We start from the raw sequence: 17748 nt of genomic DNA, 5'->3' as shown, positions 1-17748 counted from the left end.
CGAAAGGACATAATACGCCCTTTCAGAAAATTGATAAAAAGGAAAAAGATTAAACTTTAGGCGGCTGCCAGATGGAGTAGGAAAGCTCGGAAGTAGAATTATCGAGGTAAATACTTGCGGTGGAAGAAACCAATTCAACTACAAAACTCGGAGAATGGTCATAAATTAATGTTATGCCACCGCAACACTGGCACATACAAAGCGGTGAGCAACCGTCTGATTCATGACTATCCTGAGTACCTGCTTCTATATGCAAACAGGCAACAGTTTTACAGGTATCAACGGCAACAGGGGAATCGCTACAGGTTTTGACCGATAGCCATAAAAAATATGCGGCTAAAATGAAGCTGATAAATCTCACATGGCAAAGATAGGCATTTTTAATGTATGTCCAAAATGGCACATTTGGGACCAAAATTCCCAGTAGTCTATCCAAAATCCTTGTCAAGCTGCTCGGTGGTAATAATTTTCGTAGCCAATATTTTCTTCATGTTCTTGGTATAAGGTCTATCCGGTAGCCTGTTTATCATATCCACCATTTTAGGAATTTCCTTATTATTTTTCACTATGATATAATTTATCTCATCAGGCGTAAAAGTTAAAGGAGCTTCCTTTCTTAAAAGTTTATTCAACTTGAATCTCCGTTTAAATTTTCCTCTCCAAAGCACAGGGTATTGGCTTCCATAAGGAACATATCTCCATTCGCGTTCATCATAAAACACGGTATCTGCTCTTTTATATGGTTTAAGATATTTATAAATGTGCATCAGTTCGCCCATAACATTTTCAAAATCCAAAATATCATCATCTATTGTTTCTGCTTGCTTTAATCCTGCTTTATATGTTTCGTCTAATACTGTAAGGTTCTCGGTCAGTTTTTTGATGTGAGAAACCGTGCTTGAATTTTTATCCACATAAATTATCGGACAAATTTTCTGCTTTAGCCCCCACTTCTTTGAAAGCCCAATTCCATAACTACCATAGTCCTGAATATGCTTTTTAATTCTTGTCAAGGGAATGTCGCAAAAGCAAACCATAGGAACATAGGAAACTCCATATTCGCTTTTACTGCGAAGAATGTCCTTTAATACTTCACGATGATAGGAAGGGTAAAATCCCGTTCTGAGAACACCACGAATAACATCAAGTCCGCTCGTGAAGTGAAATAGGGTATTTGCGCTTACCGCGCTATAAGATGAGCGGGAAGCCATTATTCAGATAAATCAAAATGAGAGGATAACTCTCTTACTGTGGAGCAATAAATTTCAAATGCCTTCTCGTTTTCATTCCGTTCAATAAAAATACAGGCAAGGGATATTTTCACATAGAGAGAATCATAAACCATTTTTTTATCTTTTTGCTTTTTAAGCAATTTTACAATTTGAGGCGCAATGGTCTTATACTGCTTCAACAGCAATGACCCTTCAGGAAGAAGGCGAACATATTCCTCTCGGAATTTTCTGAGCGTTTCCAATTCATAGCAATTATCAGGAAGCCCTTTTGCTTTTACGCAGGCAGTTGTAATGAAGCAACCATCATTAGATGCTCGGTCTTGAGGATTGACTACTTTTTGTATCTGTCCGTTCGGGCCATGAACTGTAATTGATAATCCCTGATTAAGTGCAATTTCCCTTGCAGCCAAGTACGCTTCTCTCTGCGTATCTCTTATTGCTGAGGCTTTTGAGTTGCCATCTTTTTTGACAACCCAAACATCTCCATCGGGATACACTCTTATCGTATTTGGCATAATAAATTATTTTGTGTACTTGCTTTCAAACATTATTGAAACTACTTTTTTGCAATAGTCATTTTGTTCAATCAAATTTTCTAAAGTTGACTTGAAATTTAATATTTCTCTTTGTTCAACAAGCTGCTGACTGTTTCCAACTCCTATATTTGATTTCTTGAGCAGAAGAGTACAGCATGGGCGAATTGTGTTTAATGTAAATGGCATATCAACGATAACAATATTATTCTTATCGGAACTATCGTATGCAAATTGAACTTTGAATGGTCGTTTACCATTCTGTATTTCGGAAATTTCTATCGCGTGAGTATCAAAAAACAACTTTGCCTTCTCTGCAATATCATCACTTAAAGTTTCCGGAATTATAACTTTGATTCGTTTGCATGAATAATTTGCATCCTTGATCTTCACGCAATCCTTTGTTTCCATCAGTATTGCAGTCGCACTTTTCAAAAAGCTATTAAAGTAACCTACTGCTAAAGCGGTAGACGGAAGCAGATGAAATTCGTTATGCTTAATGCTTTTAGAAATATAACCTGCAACTTCGCTCAGTTTTGATTCGAGATTATTTTTCTTTACCGAAAATCTTGGCAGGGTAATTCCATTCAGGTCAGTAGGTAACTTAACTCCGCCTTCCTGCAATAAGAGTGTCCTCGTATCTCCTAATGCACCTAAATACAAACCGAACTCAAAAATTACATTATCTCTTGGAACACTATCAACCATCCTTCGCCACCAAACAATATCATCCTTTGTGGCCACAAGAATAGCAAAGTCATAAAGTAATCTTCCTTTCAGCAATGCTTCAAAAGTGCTTTTATTGTACTCAAACACACCAATATTTTCCCAAACAATACACTCTGCATTCAAAGTCTTTTCGAGAAAGGTTTTAGTTTGCCTTGCTATTTTAATTCCTTCGCTGGAACTACCTATGAAAATTCGTATTTTCATTAAGAATAAATTAGTGTTTCATCAATACGCTTGAGCTTTCTTCCTAATTCTTCCGTAACATCCTGAATCAATTCATCTAACTCCAGTTTTAATTTTTTCAATTCAACTACTTTGGATGAATTGGTTCCATAAACTTTTTCCTTTCCGTTGGGCGACACTAAGTTCTCCCTGTAATTACTATCGGAAATAAGTTTCTCAAGATGCTTACTTCCTTCGTTGAGTAAAAGCAACTGCTGATTGTTATGCTTTGTAAGAACGCTGTTATCCATGCCGTACACCGAACTTACTATTTCAAAACTTGATAACTTAATTTCATAATCGGCATCAACTTTGAGTGTTTTTAATAACCGTGAGAGCCTTCTAAGTCCGCCATTAACATTGCTATCCTTAGTATTAACACGATTAATATGAAGGAAAGGGAAGTCTTTTTCTCTGGTATGGCTGTCTTTGTCGTAGATATGAACTCCTCTGTAAATTTCCAAACTGTAATTTCGGTAATCTGATGTATCTACCCAATTACTTGGAACAACTTCAACCTTGCGTTTCGGATTCGTAGGATAAACCGTTATTGCTTTTGAATTGGAATTGTCAACCTGCGAATAGATTCCATTCAAAACATTAAAACACTCTTGTCGTAGTTCTCTTAAATCATCTAACGGGCTTCCTTGATACACCGAAGAAACTGTTACTGGCGGCTCAACTGAAAAATATTTATCGGTGAATACAAGAATATCAATATCGCTATGAATTTTGATATGAGTATTAGTTTCGATTGAACCTTGATGTCTGTATTCAACAGATAGCCCTTTCTTAATAAGACCTGTGGTGAGATTTGTTCTTATATTTTCAGAGGCGAGATAGGTATTCTTTGTATAGTTAGGGTCAATTTCACTCATTGCTTCCAAAGCGTACTTTACACTCTCACTAATGTTTATATCGGAAAATGATTTTGAAAGAATCGCTTTCTGAATACTCTCATCAAGTCTTCTTTTTCTCAGCTTGTCTAATCGCTGTGTGTAGTTCTTATTCATGGTTTATTTTTTTGAGTATTTAATTTTTTGTTCAGCAACATGAAGTGCCTTTATTGCCTGCTCTTCATCTTCCACCTCATATACTATTTTATCCGAGAGCCAAGCCACAATCAAATCCTCTCTGTTAACCTTGAAGTAATCGGCAAGTTTTATCACCTGTTCTTTGGTTGGCTTTCGTTGCCCACGCTCAATCTTGCTGAGTATAGCAGGGTCAACATCAAGAAATGCCGATACAATCCTTAATGGAATATCCTGAGCTTCGCGCAGCTCTCTAATAATCTCTCCGAGATTTTTCATGTTTGAATATTATTATCTTGACGAATCGTGTCAAAAGTATAGAATCGGAATCAAATTTCATTAATTTCTGCTTTTGACTTTTCAACATTTCTAAAAACCTCAAAATCAACACAAATTTCAATAATTTTGAAATAAATAGGTCAATTACTTGGTCAATTCGGAAAATATGTTTTCCTTTGCCCCGAAACGCATTTTAATACAAATTATGGTTGCAACTGAAGTACAAATCAACCCCAAAATGGTGGTTCTCGCACGGGAATCCAGAGGTGTATCGCAGAAGGAACTGGCTGAGAAACTCAGCACTTCTCCTGCTTTCATCTGCAAAATTGAGATGGATAATAAGTCCCTGCCTGAGCCCACCCTTGAGCGCATGAGCAAATTGCTCAAATACCCTATTGAGTTCTTTTATCAGGAGGGGGAGGCATACCTGCCCATGAGCTTGAATTACCGCAAGCGCGACCATGTATCGGCAAAAGTTCTTATGCCTTTAGAGGCAAGTCTGAACATATACCGCCTGAACATTGAAACCATTTCGCAGAAACTAAAACTTCCTGCGCTGAACATTCCTGATTTAGACTTAAAAAAGATTGGTTCAGAGGAACAGGTAGCAAAGCAATTACGAAAGTCATGGAAGATGCCAAAAGGACCCGTTGAGAATCTTACCGAACTTTTAGAAGCCAACGGCATTATTGTTATTGCGGTTGATTTCGGAACGGAACGAGTGGACAGCAGAACTATCCTTACCAAAGACAAGCACCCGATTATTGTGATAAATAAAACACACCTTGCCGACAGGCAGAGGTTCAGCCTGGCATACGAGCTTGGTCATTTAGTGATGCACTCGCATACACTTCCCTCGCACGACAGAGATATATCACACGAAGCAAATTTATTTGCAGCGGGTTTATTGATGCCTGAAAATGAATTAAAAAAGGATTTTGAGAAGGGGGTTTCAGTTTCCTTACTTGGGGAATTAAAACGCAAATGGAAAGTTTCCATGATTTCGCTTTTATATCGAGCCGCAGATCTGGGATTCCTTACAGATAACCAAAAGAAGTATCTGCTTTCTCAATTCAATCAAATGAAAATACGCAGACGCGAACCGATTGAGTTAGATTTCCAAAAGGAGAAACCCCTATTGCTGCGCGACCTGATTTTGAAATATAAAAACGCCCATAAGTTCACTTCCAAAGAGCTTGCAGCAGCCCTGCATCTCGAGGTGGAAGAATTTATGACTAAATACTCCGAGTAAATTATGAGTTCAATATATAATACCTTTTTATCATGGATATTTCAAACAACAAGTTAGAGCTGAAGCCCTACTCGAAAAGAGAGCTAGCACAGATTTACGGAATTAGTGTAAAATGCCTCAACAACTGGATAGATAAATTCAAAGCCGATGTCGGGGATATATGCGGGCGATACTATAATGTGAATCAGGTAAAAGTAATATTTGCAAAACTCGGCTTACCCGGAACAATAGGCGAACCGCCACACGAAGAATCTCAGAAAAAAAGTAATAACAAAACAAAAAAATAAACTATGGCGAAAATAATACGAGAGGATTTTACTCCTGATGACTTCAAACAGATTGTTGAGCAGTTTTTGTTTACCGATACGCAAATCTCAATGCCTTTGGAAAAATTAAACCTGATGAAAGAACGATTATTGAAGGCAGGACCATCTTTTCAGAAAACATTTCATGCGTATTTCGAGTTTACGGACAACACTCGCTATGATAGATTATGCAGTCGGGAAGAATCGTTCATAAAAAAGCTACTGAAATACAATGAGGATATGAGTGGTGAGGAAAAAACTATGTTCAATTTATTTTGGAAGCATATTGCCGAAATGATTGAAACAGATTATATGCAAATGAATGACCAATATTTGAAAAATAGTTGCCGTTACTTTGTTTGGGAGATAAGCAAGTTCTCTTAATCTAAAAATTTCTTCGTTTTTGTCGAGCCTCCTGATTACAGGGGGCTTTTTTTTGCCCTTCCCGAAGCTCTTACCGCTTCCTGTAACGCTGTGTAATGTCGTGTAATGCTGTGCAATGCCGTGTAGGGTTGTGCCGAGTTGTAATGACTTGCAACGAACTGTAACGAAATCTGCCGAAACCTTCCCAACTCTGCCCAAATCTTCCCAAGTATTCCGAATTCATCCATTTCATTCCATTTTCTTCCGAGTTGCGCCAAACTGTTCCGAAAACGGAAAGTGAGTTATTCCACTACCTCACCTTTGTTCCGTGAAATCAATCACACATCACGGATAAGCAACAATAAAACACAAAGTAATATGAAAACTTTCAGAAACAAATCAAAGGTGCGCGTTCACCCGGCAGCAATTCGACTGCTTACCAACGCAACATGGGAATTCGCTCACAATATTCTGTGGAATGGCTATCCCTTCAGCAAATCAGAAGTTGAACTATCAAAGCTGTTCATACGGGAATACTACGAGGATATTCCTGCCGAGCAATTCTCGGAAACAGCCCACAAGCATTTCACGGCATACTGTGAAAGAATCCTGCTTGCTAAAAATTATGTGAGCCGATTCTCGCACCGCTACATTCCACATCCCTGCATTTGGCTGAACAAGGACAATGCTAAAGGATTTGCAGGAACGAAAAGATGGTATTTGGAAAACCTTGCCAAGCGCAAGGGAATTCACTACTGCGCGAACTGCGGAGAATTCCATCTCAACCCGGTATTAAATCATTTCCACTTCACCGCTTAAATCAAACAAGATGAAAGGAAAAAAATTGAAAGTAAAAACAGTTCCGCTAAAATCTTACACGATAAAAGAAATCAGGGAACTATACGGAATCTCTGCAAGAACATGGAGAGAATGGATAAGGGATTACAGGAAGGAAATCAACATCGGAAAAGGTTTAGTGCTGAACATTAAACAAGTCCAATTCATTTTTGAAAAGTTCGGGGTTCCGGGCGAAATCGAGGTTGAAATGGATTAGCGAGGACTGACAAAGTTGCAACGAGTCGCACTTAGTTGCAACGACTTGTCAAAAGTCGCTGCGAAAACGGAAAGCAAGTTAAAACACCGCCTAATCTTTGTCCTCGAAATCAAAAAAATAAATCTGAAAAATGGAGCCAAGACATCATACAACAACATCAGACGGAAGCGGAAACTTCTTTCTGACAGGAGCAATCCTGTTTGCAAACCTTGATGCTTCGGGACTTGCAGAATACGCGCTGAAAGCCACCATCGGTGGAGCGATATGGCTCGTGTTCAAAATATCAAGTGATTACCTGAGCGAAAGAATCAAAAACAAAAAAGGAGAATGAACCTTAAAAAAATCATAGTAGGTTCTGCCATAGGAGGCGGAATAATTGCCGGAGCAACTTATCTCTTTCGGTTGAAACGGACGAGCGTAGAGTTGGAATCGGTTGTTACCGCTAACATTTTCAAACTTGATTTGAGCGGTTTGGTTTTGCGTGTGGATGTTCAGTTAAAAAATCCCACCGCAACAAAGTTCAAAATCAAATTCCCTTACATCAAGCTCATCTACAAAGATGCAACGGTGGGAAGTTCTCAGGTAGTGGACAAGGACATAACAATTCCTGCATACGGAGAAGCAGTAGCGGAGAAAATTATGATAACGATTCCACCGAGAAACATTTTTTCGGTGAGCGCAGGAATGATAAAATCTCTTTTGGCAGGAGAATCCATCAAGCTCAACACGAAGACTATTTCAACGATTGACCTGGGCTGGAAAAAACTCCCTTACGAGAAAATAGAAGAAGTAACCCTGAAAAAATAAATGGAAGCATTAACATATAGGAGAATAAACACGGGAACGCAATACAATTCCATGTTCCCTTCAGCGAATCTAAAAGATGAAACGGTGAAGAAGGGAGCTACTGTTGGCGATACTGTTCGATTTATTCCGAAAGTGGTTAATGATACCCTTTCTCAAACGGAACAAGTTGCAGAAATGCTTCGGGGAAAAAACCTGAGTGAAACCTGTAAGAACATTTGGGATTTTGTTTACAACCATATCCGATACAGCAAAGACGAAGAAGGCAAAGAACAGATACGCTCACCTGCCCGAACATGGCATGACCGCCAAAAGGGAGTGGACTGCGACTGTTACTCAGTATTCATCAGCAGCATACTGACGAACCTGAAAATACCGCACTCACTTCGGATAGCCAAGTACAGGAAGGATTACTTCCAGCACATCTACCCGATAGTTCACAAACCGAATGGCAAGTACATCACGATTGATTGCGTGGTGGACTATTTCAACTACGAAGAACCATACACAGAAATAAAAGACACAAAAATGGATTTACAATACCTGAGCGGAACAGATGATGACTTCAACGGATATGATTCCGAAGATGGTCTCGGCAAAAAGAAGCAAAAGGAAAAAGGCAAAGGAAAAGTGAAAGAGCTTTTGAAGAAAGGACTTCACATTACCAACCGCGCCAATCCTGCAACACTTCTTCTTCGCAATGGGCTTTTAGCTGCCATGAAGCTCAACATTATGAAAATCGGTCAGCGAATCAAGTATGCCTACATGACCGATGAGCAAGCGAAGCAAAAGGGAGTTGATATGGCAAGGCTCCAACACCTTCGCAAAGTAAAAGACAAGCTCGAACAAATCTTTTACGGAGCAGGTGGTAAACCTGAGAACCTGAAAAAAGCAATCCTCACCGGGAAGGGAAACAAAAATCACGAGGTGAGCGGACATGGAGTAATGAATGAAGCCACGCCACTTCCTGAGCTTCTTGGACATGAAATGTTCCAATCTGAAAATGCTGAAACTCTCGGAGAACTTGGAGAACCTGTAACAGCCGCATCCATTACGGCAGCCACAGGCGCATTAGCAGCTATCGCAGGGCTTTTGAAAAGTATCGGGAACATCTTCCCCAAAAAAAACACAGGAGAATCAAAAGAGTTTGAGACAAGCGGAAATGAAACCGACCCGAAAAATGTTCAGAATGAAATTGAGCAGAACAAAAACGAAATCCTGAAGTTGGATGCTACCGCATCGGATGTGAATTCATCGGGAAGCAGTAACAAAACGGCTTCCGATTCGGGCGGAAGCGGTGGAGATACTCCACCTGACAAGCAAGGCTTTTGGGATAAGAACAAAAACTGGCTTAAACCGACACTCATCGGTGCAACGGGGCTTGGACTTCTCTATCTCGGATACAACGCTGTTACAAGCAGCAAGGAGAGTAAGCAGAAGTCCATGTCGGGAACGAAAAGTAAAACGAGCCACGACAAAAAAGACCCTGTGGCATTGATGTAGAAAAACAATTACAAACAATTAAAAAACAAAAATCAAATGAGCAAAAATTCTTACGAAAGAGCCGCGCAAAAAAAGTCTCTGCTTGGTGAAATCACCAAAGATTTGGAGACAAAAGGCGACATGAAGAATTCCACTATCGAAACGCTGAAGGATGTAGTAGTAGGCGTTGTAGCGGGAGGTGTTGCCGGTTCCGCAATCGGGCGAGCATCGCTGATCATCGGAGCAGCCGTTACCGGCTTGGGACACTATTACAAAAGCCGTCTTGCTTCCGTATTCGGAGTGGGCATGATGGCAGCTAACGGCTATCAGCAAAGCAATACCCAAATGAAGGGTACTCCGAAAGACGGACTGGAAGGTGTGATTGAAGGAGCGAAAGACCGCGTGATGACTTTCAAAGACACTTTTTCCCAAAAACTTTTCCTTGACAAAGTGCTGAAGAAAAAAGACGACAAGAAAGAGGAGCAAACAAACGGTGTTGGTGAAGTGCAGTATTTCACTTATCCCGAAAACAAGGAATTGGGCGAAGGAAAAGAACTTGACCTCACCGCGCTAGACAAACTCGAAAAGCAGGTGATTGAAAGCGGAAATGCCTTCAAGCAAACCAACATGGGAACACTTCCCGCTCAGGAAATGGGCGAACTGGACCCCAACGAAATGAACTACTAACCGAAAATCAATAATCATCAACAATTAAAAACCACAAAATCATGTTTGGAGAATTAAATGCAACAGAAGAGTACAACAACGCAGGAGCGTTGCTTGGACTGGACGGAGAAAACGATGACCTCGTGGGCGAAGTGATGGGCGCTCTCCGCAAAATGAATCCCATCAAAAGAATGCGAACCATGAACAAGCTCGCAACAAACCCTGTTACGAGCAAAGGGAGCCGTGCAGAAATGGAGAAGCATTTTTCCGAACTGCCACCGCACATCAAAACTGCATTGGCAAAAGGAGAACTGCGCCTTGCCGACACCGTGATATACTCGGTGAAACCTGTAACGAGCAAAACAATCAAGCTCTTTGAAACGCAGGACGACAAGGAAATCGGACTTCGCAACATTTCAAATGCGAAGCTGCCGAAGAATCAGGCATTGCTTGTGAGCGGAATTATCCTGCTTGGCGGTGTGTCGGTTGAACCTACAAAGGATTCAATCATATCCACCCCATTCGGCTTCATTGAGGACTTCCCTGCGATTGCAAACGGAGAGTTCAACCTGAAGGCAAACAAAAAGCAGATTGTTCCTGAGACGAGCAGCAATGTTTTCAAAACACGCACCTACTCCCAGGTTCCTGTGGGTTACTACAAGCTCGCTAACCCGCGCCTCATTCACGATGACATCCTGATTGAGCTGACGCTTGAGCTTGGCACAATGGCAGGCATTGCACCAAACACAAATGTTTGGGTGGGCCTGCATGGAACCATCACCACACCCTAAAGGGTGAATCGGAACGAAGCAGTTGGCAGTACCGCAAATGTAAAATGCGGCTGCCTCTGCCTCCCGGTTACAAACAATCAAAAGACAAGAAACAATGATTAAAACAGTATATAAACGATTTGACCTGAGAGTAACGCAGGCAAACAAAACCTTCTCGCAGTCCTTTGAACTGGACAAGAATTATATGAAGGTAAAAGGGCTGATGCTTACTTCCGACAGGCGCGACCTGCTGTTTTTCCGCGGGTCGCAACGCCTTGAAATCAACAAGGACGAATTGTTTCCTGAAGATTATCTGAGCGAATTACTCATGTCGGGAATCAATGTCCCGGTGAACCAACGCTACTATGATTTGAATATTGACACAGGAAACAAAATCGTGAAAGTGGATTTCAAAGATGCTGATGCTTTCGGTGCATTGTTCGCACCCTACACAGTTTCCATAATCCTCAAATGCGATAAAGACGATTCAATATGATTAAGCGTAGAATCATAGCGATAAAAATAAGAATCACTAAACAGGGAGAAATAAAATTCTTTCAGGTGAAAGTTCCTTTCGATGCTGTAAGCATCATGGGAATTGAAACAACTATGCGCCTGAGAAATTTTGTGGCTCAACCTGTGCCGAATATCGCTGTGCCAAATGATATTCCATTCGGGAATGTCGTTGCGTTCAACGGAGAGGGAGGCGACATGGGAAATATTCAACCCTTAGCCTTCTTTGGAGTTCCTGCTCCGATTGATATTCCGCGTAATGTTCTTGCAGGAGAATTGAAACTTCAGAGCAGCGATGACTGCAATGTGTTTTACGCTACGGATGTATTTGACCAGTCAGTAAAAGAAAACCTCGACAAAGCTCCCTCTGTAACATTCATTACGGAAAATGTTTGGACGCACGGATATAAAAGAGAACTGGAAAATGTATTGGTTGACGGAAACACAACCGTTATCGCAGGGCTTTACAAGGACAGGCTCGGTGAGATGATCGGGCAGAACATCACTTACGATGTGTTCCTCTATGTGTGGTACAAATTCAAAAAAGAGGACAAAAAATGACAATCAATCTTGCACTTGAATACATACCGCGCAGGATGAATGAGCTTGGTTTCGGAAACGAGTATTATCTGCGCTTCCGGCACTTGGTTCTTCAGCCATCAGAGGAACTTGAAATACCTGCCTTTAATCAATTCTACATTCTCGTGGAAGAAGCACAGGATGTGAGCGTAAAATCGGAGTTCGGGATTTTCGACCTGAGCCTGAACAATACCAACGAAATGTTATACGAACATCAGGGGCAGTTGAAGGTGAAGAACAAAACTGCGGCATTAAGGCATATCCGATTCATTCAGGTCATACCTAAACATCAATTTAAGAAAAATGAAAGAGATAACTAATACATACGAACCGTCAAGGCTTGAAACCATCAAGCGTGTTCTTGAAAACGAACAAAGGAGAGGCAGTCCGCGCTTTTATGAAATATGGGTGGACGGAGTGAAGGTTGTAGAAAAGACAGACAACCCGGAGGAGTTCAGCAAATACGAGGAATTCATTTTTGCAGACACGCAAAAAGTAACTGTCAATCTTTTCACTTCTTCGCAAACTTCATCGCACATCGTCAGCAGGCATCATTTTACTTTCGGGGAGGAAGAAAAAAGCTCACGGGATGAATCACTCAGGGGATTCGGGCTTGGAGAAATCGAAGCGCGAATCAACGAGAAAGTATCGCTTGAACGCGAGCGTTGGGATTGCGAGCAGGTAAAAAAAGACCTCGGCAGTACCAAAGATAAGCTCCGTGAAGCAGAGGAATACATCGGGCAACTTCAGGATGTAATTGACGAGACGAAAAAAAAGCTCACCGATGCAAACGGCATGGGAGAAATTGCCTCCGTCATCAAAGACCTGGCTCTGCCACACCTCTTAGGAAAGAAGCCTGAAGAAAAAACCCTTTCGGGAAATGAAAAACCAAAAGAGGAAGCAAGTTTCAAAATGAAATCTTCTGAAGAAGAAGCTCTCCCCGAAGCCGATAAAGCCTTCATGGAATTTGGAAGGAAGCTGAGGGAAACATTTAACCGGGACGAGTTTGATATGGTGCTTTTGGTCATTGACGAGTTTATGAAAGACAAGACCAACATCAAACCCGTAACCGAACTCTTGAATATAAACCCACAAAAAAAATAAACCATGCAAAAATTCAATTACACAATCACAGTAGAAGCTCCAAGCAAAGAAATTGCCGATATGCTGATGGACCACATCTGCAAAGAGAATATCGGTCTCTTGGAAATGCTCTCCCGCCTCAACGCGAAAGACAAAATCAAACAACCTGAACCGCCCAAGCCCAGCGACAAAGAAAAATTTCTGAGCGGCATAAAGCAGTTTGAAAAAGTGATTCAGATTATCGAGCGGTGCGTAATGGACGAAACCGCACTTGACCGAATCGCACAGACCCTTGGAATCAATGTTCAACCTGAAACAGAACTACACTAATGAAAAAATTCAACTCAGAGTTCTCTGTTCCTGCCAATACGCAGGCAGAGGCAGAAACAAAGCTCAAAGCACTTTCAATCCTCGCCACCTACCTGACGGCTAAGGAGCTTGAAAAAATCGCTCATGTGGTGAAGAACGACCCGATTAAAACATCGTTGGCAAAAACCTATCTCGGAGTTTAAGATGAACACGCCTGTAAAAAAGAAAGAGGAAGAATTTACGCTGAAGGAAAAGCTCCTTTATGCAGGCGGTACGCTTGTCGTAACAGTAGGTACTTTCTTTTTGGGAAGGAAAATTGTCCGCAGTCTTGTTTCTAATCGTGAGGAGAGAAAAACGCTGACCGAAGATTCTCCTGCCACCTATGCCAAGCAGATAAAAATGGCATTTGAAAATGACGGATGGTTTGGAACAGATACCGAGAAACTAAGGACGGTGCTGAGAGAAATTCCAAGCAAACAGGTTCTAACTAAAGTGGCAAGTTCCTATCAGAAACTTTACAACAGCAGTATGTACAAGGATTTGAGCGATGAACTGCAAAGCACCGAGTACAACGAGATGCTTTCTATCATCAACGCGAAGCCTGACAGGATTGGAAAGAAAGGAGAGCCTCAGCAACTCACTTCTAAAAACTATACCGAATGGGCGAAGCGAATGAAGGCAGCGTTTGACAAAACCTACGGGCCATTCCCCGGTACAGATGAAGATGCAGTTAAAGCGGTGTTTACCGAAATGCCAACACAAGCTGCATTTGTTGAAACAGCAAAAGCATATTACAAGGAATACAACGGCAATATGCTTGACGACCTGAAGGATGAAATGGACGACTGGAAAGATTACATGAAAATAATAACATCGAAACCTCAGAAGTAAAATGGAAAAGGCAAAACCAAATAAAAAGAAAAAGTTCCTCCTCATTGGATTGGGTGTAGCAGCAACAGGCTTGCTCAGTTATTTTGGATGGGACTACTACCAAAAGCGCAAGCAGAAAAAAGAGGAAACTACGGACGACAACACGCCCGAAACTTCTCTTTTGCCTCCCAAGCAAAACACTTTCACTCCAACCTATTTCACTCAGCCTACAAAGCGAAGTGATGAGTTTCCTTTGAAGAAAGGAAGCAAGGGGACAAAAGTGAAAGCATTGCAGGATGCGCTGATTGCCAAAAACGGAAAAGAGATTCTTCCGCGCTATGGAGCCGATGGAGATTTCGGTAGTGAAATGGTTGCAGCCCTTAAAAAACTCAACCTGCCTGAGAGTATTGATGAGACAACCTACAATGTTCTTGTTTCCGAGCCAAGTCTTGATTCTACTGCCCTTGCAAAATCGCTCTACAAAGATGCCGTGAACAAGAGCATCAGCGGAGTGATTGCCTCTCTTAAAAAGATGAGAACAAAGGAGGATTACACATCCGTCAGCAACGAGTTCAAGAAGTTCACACTTCGCGGGGTTAGTCAAACGCTTGTGAACGGATTGCTCGGCAGTTTTTCAGAAGAAAGTCAGAAGCAACAGATACGCCTTGAGTTCTCCCGAATGGGATTGAAATACGATGGAACTAAATGGTCATTATCAGGAGTGGATGGCTTCAAAGTAATGACTACAACGCCCACAACTGTTTGGAGGACCCCGAGTGAAGGAGCAAAAGTCCCTGCGAACATGATTCTCGGAACTGAAATAGCCACCAATAACGGGTTTACCCTTTTTGAAAGCAACGGAAGAAAATTCATAGTTAAAACATCAACAATTAAATATTTATGAGAAAGATAAAATACATCGTGGTGCATTGCACCGCAACAGAGCCAACCGCCACAGTTGAGGCTATAAAAAAATACTGGAAGGAAATACGCAAATGGGACAAGCCCGGTTATCACTACCTGATACTGCGCGATGGAGAAATTGTTCTGCTACTTGATGAGAAGGAAGTTTCTTATGGAGCTTACGGACACAATCAGGATTCCCTGCACATCTCTTACATCGGAGGCATTGACAAGGAAGGAAAGCCGATTGATAACCGCTCAACGCTTCAGAAGCACGCCATGTTCGACAAGCTGATTGAACTGAGCGAAAAATATCCGCAGGCTCAGATACTCGGACACCGTGATTTCCCCGGAGTGAAAAAAGCCTGCCCTTCATTCGATGTAAAGGAATGGCTTCGCAATTACGAACCTGATTTCAAAAAAGCAGCGTAATGATTCTGCCGAGAGTAAAATCCATACTGCGGAGCAAAGGATATGTACTTCATACGCGCCCCTACGAGTTGAACATCGTAGGTGTGCGTACCCGAAGCACCGTTCCGAATCGTTTTGACGATGAGATTCATGTATTCTACAAATCCAAACCATTGAAATGGGAATACCACATCTTCAAAGCCACGACAGATCCCGGAACCTACTGGCTTCAAAATCCTATGCAACCGCAGGGAACAGCCATACTCTCTCAGGGACAGTATGTAAATGCCTATCAAATAGGGATGCACTTGGGAAAGTACAAGGCACTTGTTCAGATTGCACCTGTTACCATACTGCGCGACTATGACCGAAATGCAAAGCTCGATTTCTTCAATGGACGAAAAGACACAGGGTTGTTTGGAATAAACATTCACCGCGCCATGTCCAAAGGGACTACCAAGTTCATTGATAAGTTTTCGGCAGGATGCCAGGTCTTTCAACGAGCAGAGGACTTTCAGCATTTCATGGAACTCTGCGAGAAGCACCGCTCGCTTTACGGAAACCGATTCACATATACGCTCTTGGATTTCCGTGCCATGCGAAGGGAATCCATCAAACGGATAGTAGTCGGCACTCTCACTCTCGGAATAGGATTAATCGGATATATCAACTACGACACCAATGAATGATTTCTTGAAACAACTGATGAAAGACAAGGAAGGAAATTACAGCCTTCGGGAAGCAGTAACACTCGTGTTCGTTGCAGCCACGCTTATTAGCTGGATTGCACAACAATTTTTTCATATAGCCATTCCTGAATTTATGTTTTACTCTTTTGTAAGTATTGTCGGTGCAGGATGTTTCGGGTACTCATTGGAGAAAAAAAGCAAATCAACCATTAACGACAAAAACCAAGAACAATGAAAAACGAAGTATTCGCAAATACCATAAATCAGATAAACAGGGCGATGAGCAAAAGAGCAATTATCATAACATTTTTATTGGGCATACTGTCAGCCCTCTCCACTTACCTGCTTTTCGATTCAATGGAAGGATTCAAAAAAGAGATAAAGGAATCCAAAATTGTTATTAAGGAAATGAAAGCACAGGTGAGCCTGATTGAATCCAATTACCAGTCAGAAGTCCGTTACTGGGTAAACAAAAACATTGCGTTGCAGAGCCGTATTCAGGAAACCGATTACGCTCTTGAAAAATCAAGGATGAAAGAAAAATCCATGCAGGGAAAAATACTTTCATTGATTTCAGAAAGCAAAACCATTACGGACACTTCAGAATTTATTTCCAACTGTGATTCGATTAAAGAAAGAGTAACGGAGTTTATTGCAGAGACAAACATTAAAGACAGCTTATGCAATTCGGAAATAACCGACCTGAAGGAAGTGATACAAAATCAGGATTCGGCAATGACGGTTTGCCAAAACAGTTTCTCCATGCTAAAGCAGGTAACAGATTCATCCTTTGCATTTCAAAATAAGCTCGCGGATGAACTGAGCTTGGCAAACAAAAAACTGAAACGAGAAAGGATTAAATCCAAATTCCTATCCGCAGGGGTTATGATTCTGTCCGGAGCAACTACTTTCTTTCTATTACAAAAATGAACGAAGCAATGAAGGAGAAAGCGATAGTATCATCTTTTACGCTGATTACTTCCCTCACAGGGTACTTCTATGCAAAGAGCGCGGATAAGGATGTAGTGCCTTACATGATGGTAACAGGCTTCATCGGGGCGATACTCGGTGAAGCTATTGCCCACACTTTTTGCAAGGATAACAACGATAAAAACAAACCTAAAAAGAAATAATATGTCAGCAACTACACAAATCATCAATAACGGAGCATCGCTGAAAATAATCACAGTTGATGGAACGAGAAATATTCTCAAGCAGCAAATCCGCGAAGTAAGCCCCTTAGCAGATGGGGTAATAAAAATTGACATCGGCTTAGGCTCACTCAGTAATATTTTCATCACACACGCTGATGTGTGCAATCCTGTTACGGCTTCGCCCGAAGCATTGGTTGAAGCAATCAACGCGATGCTCCTGAACACACCGAACCTGGCTGGGGTTTCAACAGAAGCGAAGCAGGATGCAGAAATTACCGAGTTGCAGAACATCAAAACAAACCAACTCCTTTCCGAACCTGTAATCTGTGATGAAAAAACTCCCAACACAGTTTACAAGGGGTATGCAGCTCCCGGCTCCTTAACCTCTGATGCAGTTTGGGCAATTCAGAAAATCACAAGCAGTAACGATGTGATTACAACCCTGTGGGCAGGTGGAAACAAAAACTTCGACAAAATCTGGAACAACAGAAAAACGCTACAATACTCCTAAGCTA

Annotated in this window: 29 protein-coding genes; 24 read left to right on the top strand and 5 right to left on the bottom strand. The window is 41.4% G+C overall.

The genetic code is table 11. From position 1 onward, the window contains the following. Positions 1-428: 428 nt before the first annotated feature. The 5 genes from IT233_09190 to IT233_09170 are packed head-to-tail and all read right to left on the bottom strand — an operon-like array spanning position 429 to position 4026. Complete coding sequence (locus tag IT233_09190) at positions 429-1211, bottom strand: hypothetical protein (GenBank protein MCC7302804.1); 783 nt, start codon at positions 1209-1211, stop codon at positions 429-431. After that, positions 1211-1747 (bottom strand): DUF2188 domain-containing protein, encoded by a 537-nt coding sequence (locus IT233_09185; protein ID MCC7302803.1) that lies wholly within the window; start codon positions 1745-1747, stop codon positions 1211-1213. The genes IT233_09190 and IT233_09185 overlap by 1 nt, the downstream gene beginning before the upstream one ends. Positions 1748-1753: 6 nt before the next feature. After that, on the bottom strand, positions 1754-2698 hold the full coding sequence (locus tag IT233_09180; protein MCC7302802.1) for a nucleotide-binding protein: 945 nt from the start codon (positions 2696-2698) through the stop codon (positions 1754-1756). Then, positions 2698-3729 (bottom strand): hypothetical protein, encoded by a 1032-nt coding sequence (locus IT233_09175; GenBank protein MCC7302801.1) that lies wholly within the window; start codon positions 3727-3729, stop codon positions 2698-2700. Before IT233_09175 ends, IT233_09180 begins: the two co-directional genes overlap by 1 nt. A 3-nt stretch (positions 3730-3732) precedes the next feature. Then, positions 3733-4026, bottom strand: a complete 294-nt coding sequence (locus IT233_09170) for a helix-turn-helix transcriptional regulator (GenBank protein ID MCC7302800.1) — start codon at positions 4024-4026, stop codon at positions 3733-3735. Between the two features lie 166 nt (positions 4027-4192). Between IT233_09170 and IT233_09165 the strand changes: the two genes are divergently transcribed. The 24 genes from IT233_09165 to IT233_09050 all read left to right on the top strand — a co-directional run bounded on the left by IT233_09165 (position 4193) and on the right by IT233_09050 (position 17744). Beyond that, positions 4193-5278, top strand: a complete 1086-nt coding sequence (locus IT233_09165) for an ImmA/IrrE family metallo-endopeptidase (protein MCC7302799.1) — start codon at positions 4193-4195, stop codon at positions 5276-5278. A 32-nt stretch (positions 5279-5310) separates the two neighbouring features. Beyond that, on the top strand, positions 5311-5565 hold the full coding sequence (locus IT233_09160; protein ID MCC7302798.1) for a hypothetical protein: 255 nt from the start codon (positions 5311-5313) through the stop codon (positions 5563-5565). Between the two features lie 3 nt (positions 5566-5568). After that, positions 5569-5967 carry a hypothetical protein gene (locus IT233_09155; GenBank protein MCC7302797.1) on the top strand — a complete coding sequence of 133 codons (399 nt, stop codon included), beginning with the start codon at positions 5569-5571 and terminating at the stop codon, positions 5965-5967. Between the two features lie 357 nt (positions 5968-6324). Beyond that, positions 6325-6765 (top strand): hypothetical protein, encoded by a 441-nt coding sequence (locus IT233_09150; protein ID MCC7302796.1) that lies wholly within the window; start codon positions 6325-6327, stop codon positions 6763-6765. Between the two features lie 10 nt (positions 6766-6775). Continuing rightward, entirely contained in the window at positions 6776-7000 is a 225-nt protein-coding gene (locus IT233_09145; GenBank protein ID MCC7302795.1) for a helix-turn-helix domain-containing protein, read from the top strand. Positions 7001-7130: 130 nt separating this feature from the next. After that, positions 7131-7331: a hypothetical protein gene (locus tag IT233_09140; protein ID MCC7302794.1), complete on the top strand. Its 201-nt coding sequence runs from the start codon at positions 7131-7133 to the stop codon at positions 7329-7331. Beyond that, complete coding sequence (locus IT233_09135) at positions 7328-7807, top strand: hypothetical protein (GenBank protein ID MCC7302793.1); 480 nt, start codon at positions 7328-7330, stop codon at positions 7805-7807. The genes IT233_09140 and IT233_09135 overlap by 4 nt, the downstream gene beginning before the upstream one ends. Further along, positions 7808-9307 (top strand): hypothetical protein, encoded by a 1500-nt coding sequence (locus IT233_09130; protein MCC7302792.1) that lies wholly within the window; start codon positions 7808-7810, stop codon positions 9305-9307. A gap of 36 nt (positions 9308-9343) precedes the next feature. Further along, the gene (locus IT233_09125) at positions 9344-9973 is read left to right on the top strand and encodes a hypothetical protein (protein ID MCC7302791.1); all 630 of its coding nucleotides are present in this window, start codon (positions 9344-9346) and stop codon (positions 9971-9973) included. Positions 9974-10014: 41 nt separating this feature from the next. Continuing rightward, positions 10015-10743 (top strand): hypothetical protein, encoded by a 729-nt coding sequence (locus tag IT233_09120; GenBank protein MCC7302790.1) that lies wholly within the window; start codon positions 10015-10017, stop codon positions 10741-10743. Positions 10744-10837: 94 nt separating this feature from the next. Beyond that, positions 10838-11218: a hypothetical protein gene (locus IT233_09115; GenBank protein ID MCC7302789.1), complete on the top strand. Its 381-nt coding sequence runs from the start codon at positions 10838-10840 to the stop codon at positions 11216-11218. Positions 11219-11283: 65 nt separating this feature from the next. Beyond that, positions 11284-11796, top strand: a complete 513-nt coding sequence (locus tag IT233_09110) for a hypothetical protein (protein ID MCC7302788.1) — start codon at positions 11284-11286, stop codon at positions 11794-11796. Further along, the gene (locus IT233_09105) at positions 11793-12134 is read left to right on the top strand and encodes a hypothetical protein (protein ID MCC7302787.1); all 342 of its coding nucleotides are present in this window, start codon (positions 11793-11795) and stop codon (positions 12132-12134) included. Before IT233_09110 ends, IT233_09105 begins: the two co-directional genes overlap by 4 nt. After that, complete coding sequence (locus IT233_09100) at positions 12118-12918, top strand: hypothetical protein (GenBank protein ID MCC7302786.1); 801 nt, start codon at positions 12118-12120, stop codon at positions 12916-12918. The genes IT233_09105 and IT233_09100 overlap by 17 nt, the downstream gene beginning before the upstream one ends. A 3-nt stretch (positions 12919-12921) precedes the next feature. Then, positions 12922-13227, top strand: a complete 306-nt coding sequence (locus tag IT233_09095; GenBank protein MCC7302785.1) for a hypothetical protein — start codon at positions 12922-12924, stop codon at positions 13225-13227. Next, positions 13227-13409 carry a hypothetical protein gene (locus IT233_09090; GenBank protein MCC7302784.1) on the top strand — a complete coding sequence of 61 codons (183 nt, stop codon included), beginning with the start codon at positions 13227-13229 and terminating at the stop codon, positions 13407-13409. Before IT233_09095 ends, IT233_09090 begins: the two co-directional genes overlap by 1 nt. 1 nt (position 13410) lies before the next feature. Further along, complete coding sequence (locus IT233_09085; protein ID MCC7302783.1) at positions 13411-14097, top strand: hypothetical protein; 687 nt, start codon at positions 13411-13413, stop codon at positions 14095-14097. A 1-nt stretch (position 14098) separates the two neighbouring features. Further along, complete coding sequence (locus IT233_09080) at positions 14099-14980, top strand: hypothetical protein (protein ID MCC7302782.1); 882 nt, start codon at positions 14099-14101, stop codon at positions 14978-14980. After that, entirely contained in the window at positions 14977-15411 is a 435-nt protein-coding gene (locus IT233_09075) for an N-acetylmuramoyl-L-alanine amidase (protein MCC7302781.1), read from the top strand. The genes IT233_09080 and IT233_09075 overlap by 4 nt, the downstream gene beginning before the upstream one ends. Then, positions 15411-16079, top strand: a complete 669-nt coding sequence (locus IT233_09070; protein ID MCC7302780.1) for a hypothetical protein — start codon at positions 15411-15413, stop codon at positions 16077-16079. The genes IT233_09075 and IT233_09070 overlap by 1 nt, the downstream gene beginning before the upstream one ends. Before the next feature lie 16 nt (positions 16080-16095). Further along, the gene (locus IT233_09065; protein MCC7302779.1) at positions 16096-16314 is read left to right on the top strand and encodes a hypothetical protein; all 219 of its coding nucleotides are present in this window, start codon (positions 16096-16098) and stop codon (positions 16312-16314) included. Then, a complete protein-coding gene (locus IT233_09060; GenBank protein MCC7302778.1) occupies positions 16311-17009 on the top strand; it encodes a hypothetical protein in 699 nt (232 codons plus the stop codon). Before IT233_09065 ends, IT233_09060 begins: the two co-directional genes overlap by 4 nt. Then, a complete protein-coding gene (locus IT233_09055; protein MCC7302777.1) occupies positions 17006-17212 on the top strand; it encodes a hypothetical protein in 207 nt (68 codons plus the stop codon). Before IT233_09060 ends, IT233_09055 begins: the two co-directional genes overlap by 4 nt. 1 nt (position 17213) lies before the next feature. Then, entirely contained in the window at positions 17214-17744 is a 531-nt protein-coding gene (locus IT233_09050; protein ID MCC7302776.1) for a hypothetical protein, read from the top strand. Positions 17745-17748 lie beyond the last annotated feature (4 nt).

Source organism: Bacteroidia bacterium (assembly GCA_020852255.1).
Classification (GTDB): Bacteria; Bacteroidota; Bacteroidia; order JADZBD01; family JADZBD01; genus JADZBD01.
Note: the sequence above shows the minus strand (reverse complement) of the source record. Positions and strands in the feature narration are given on the sequence as shown.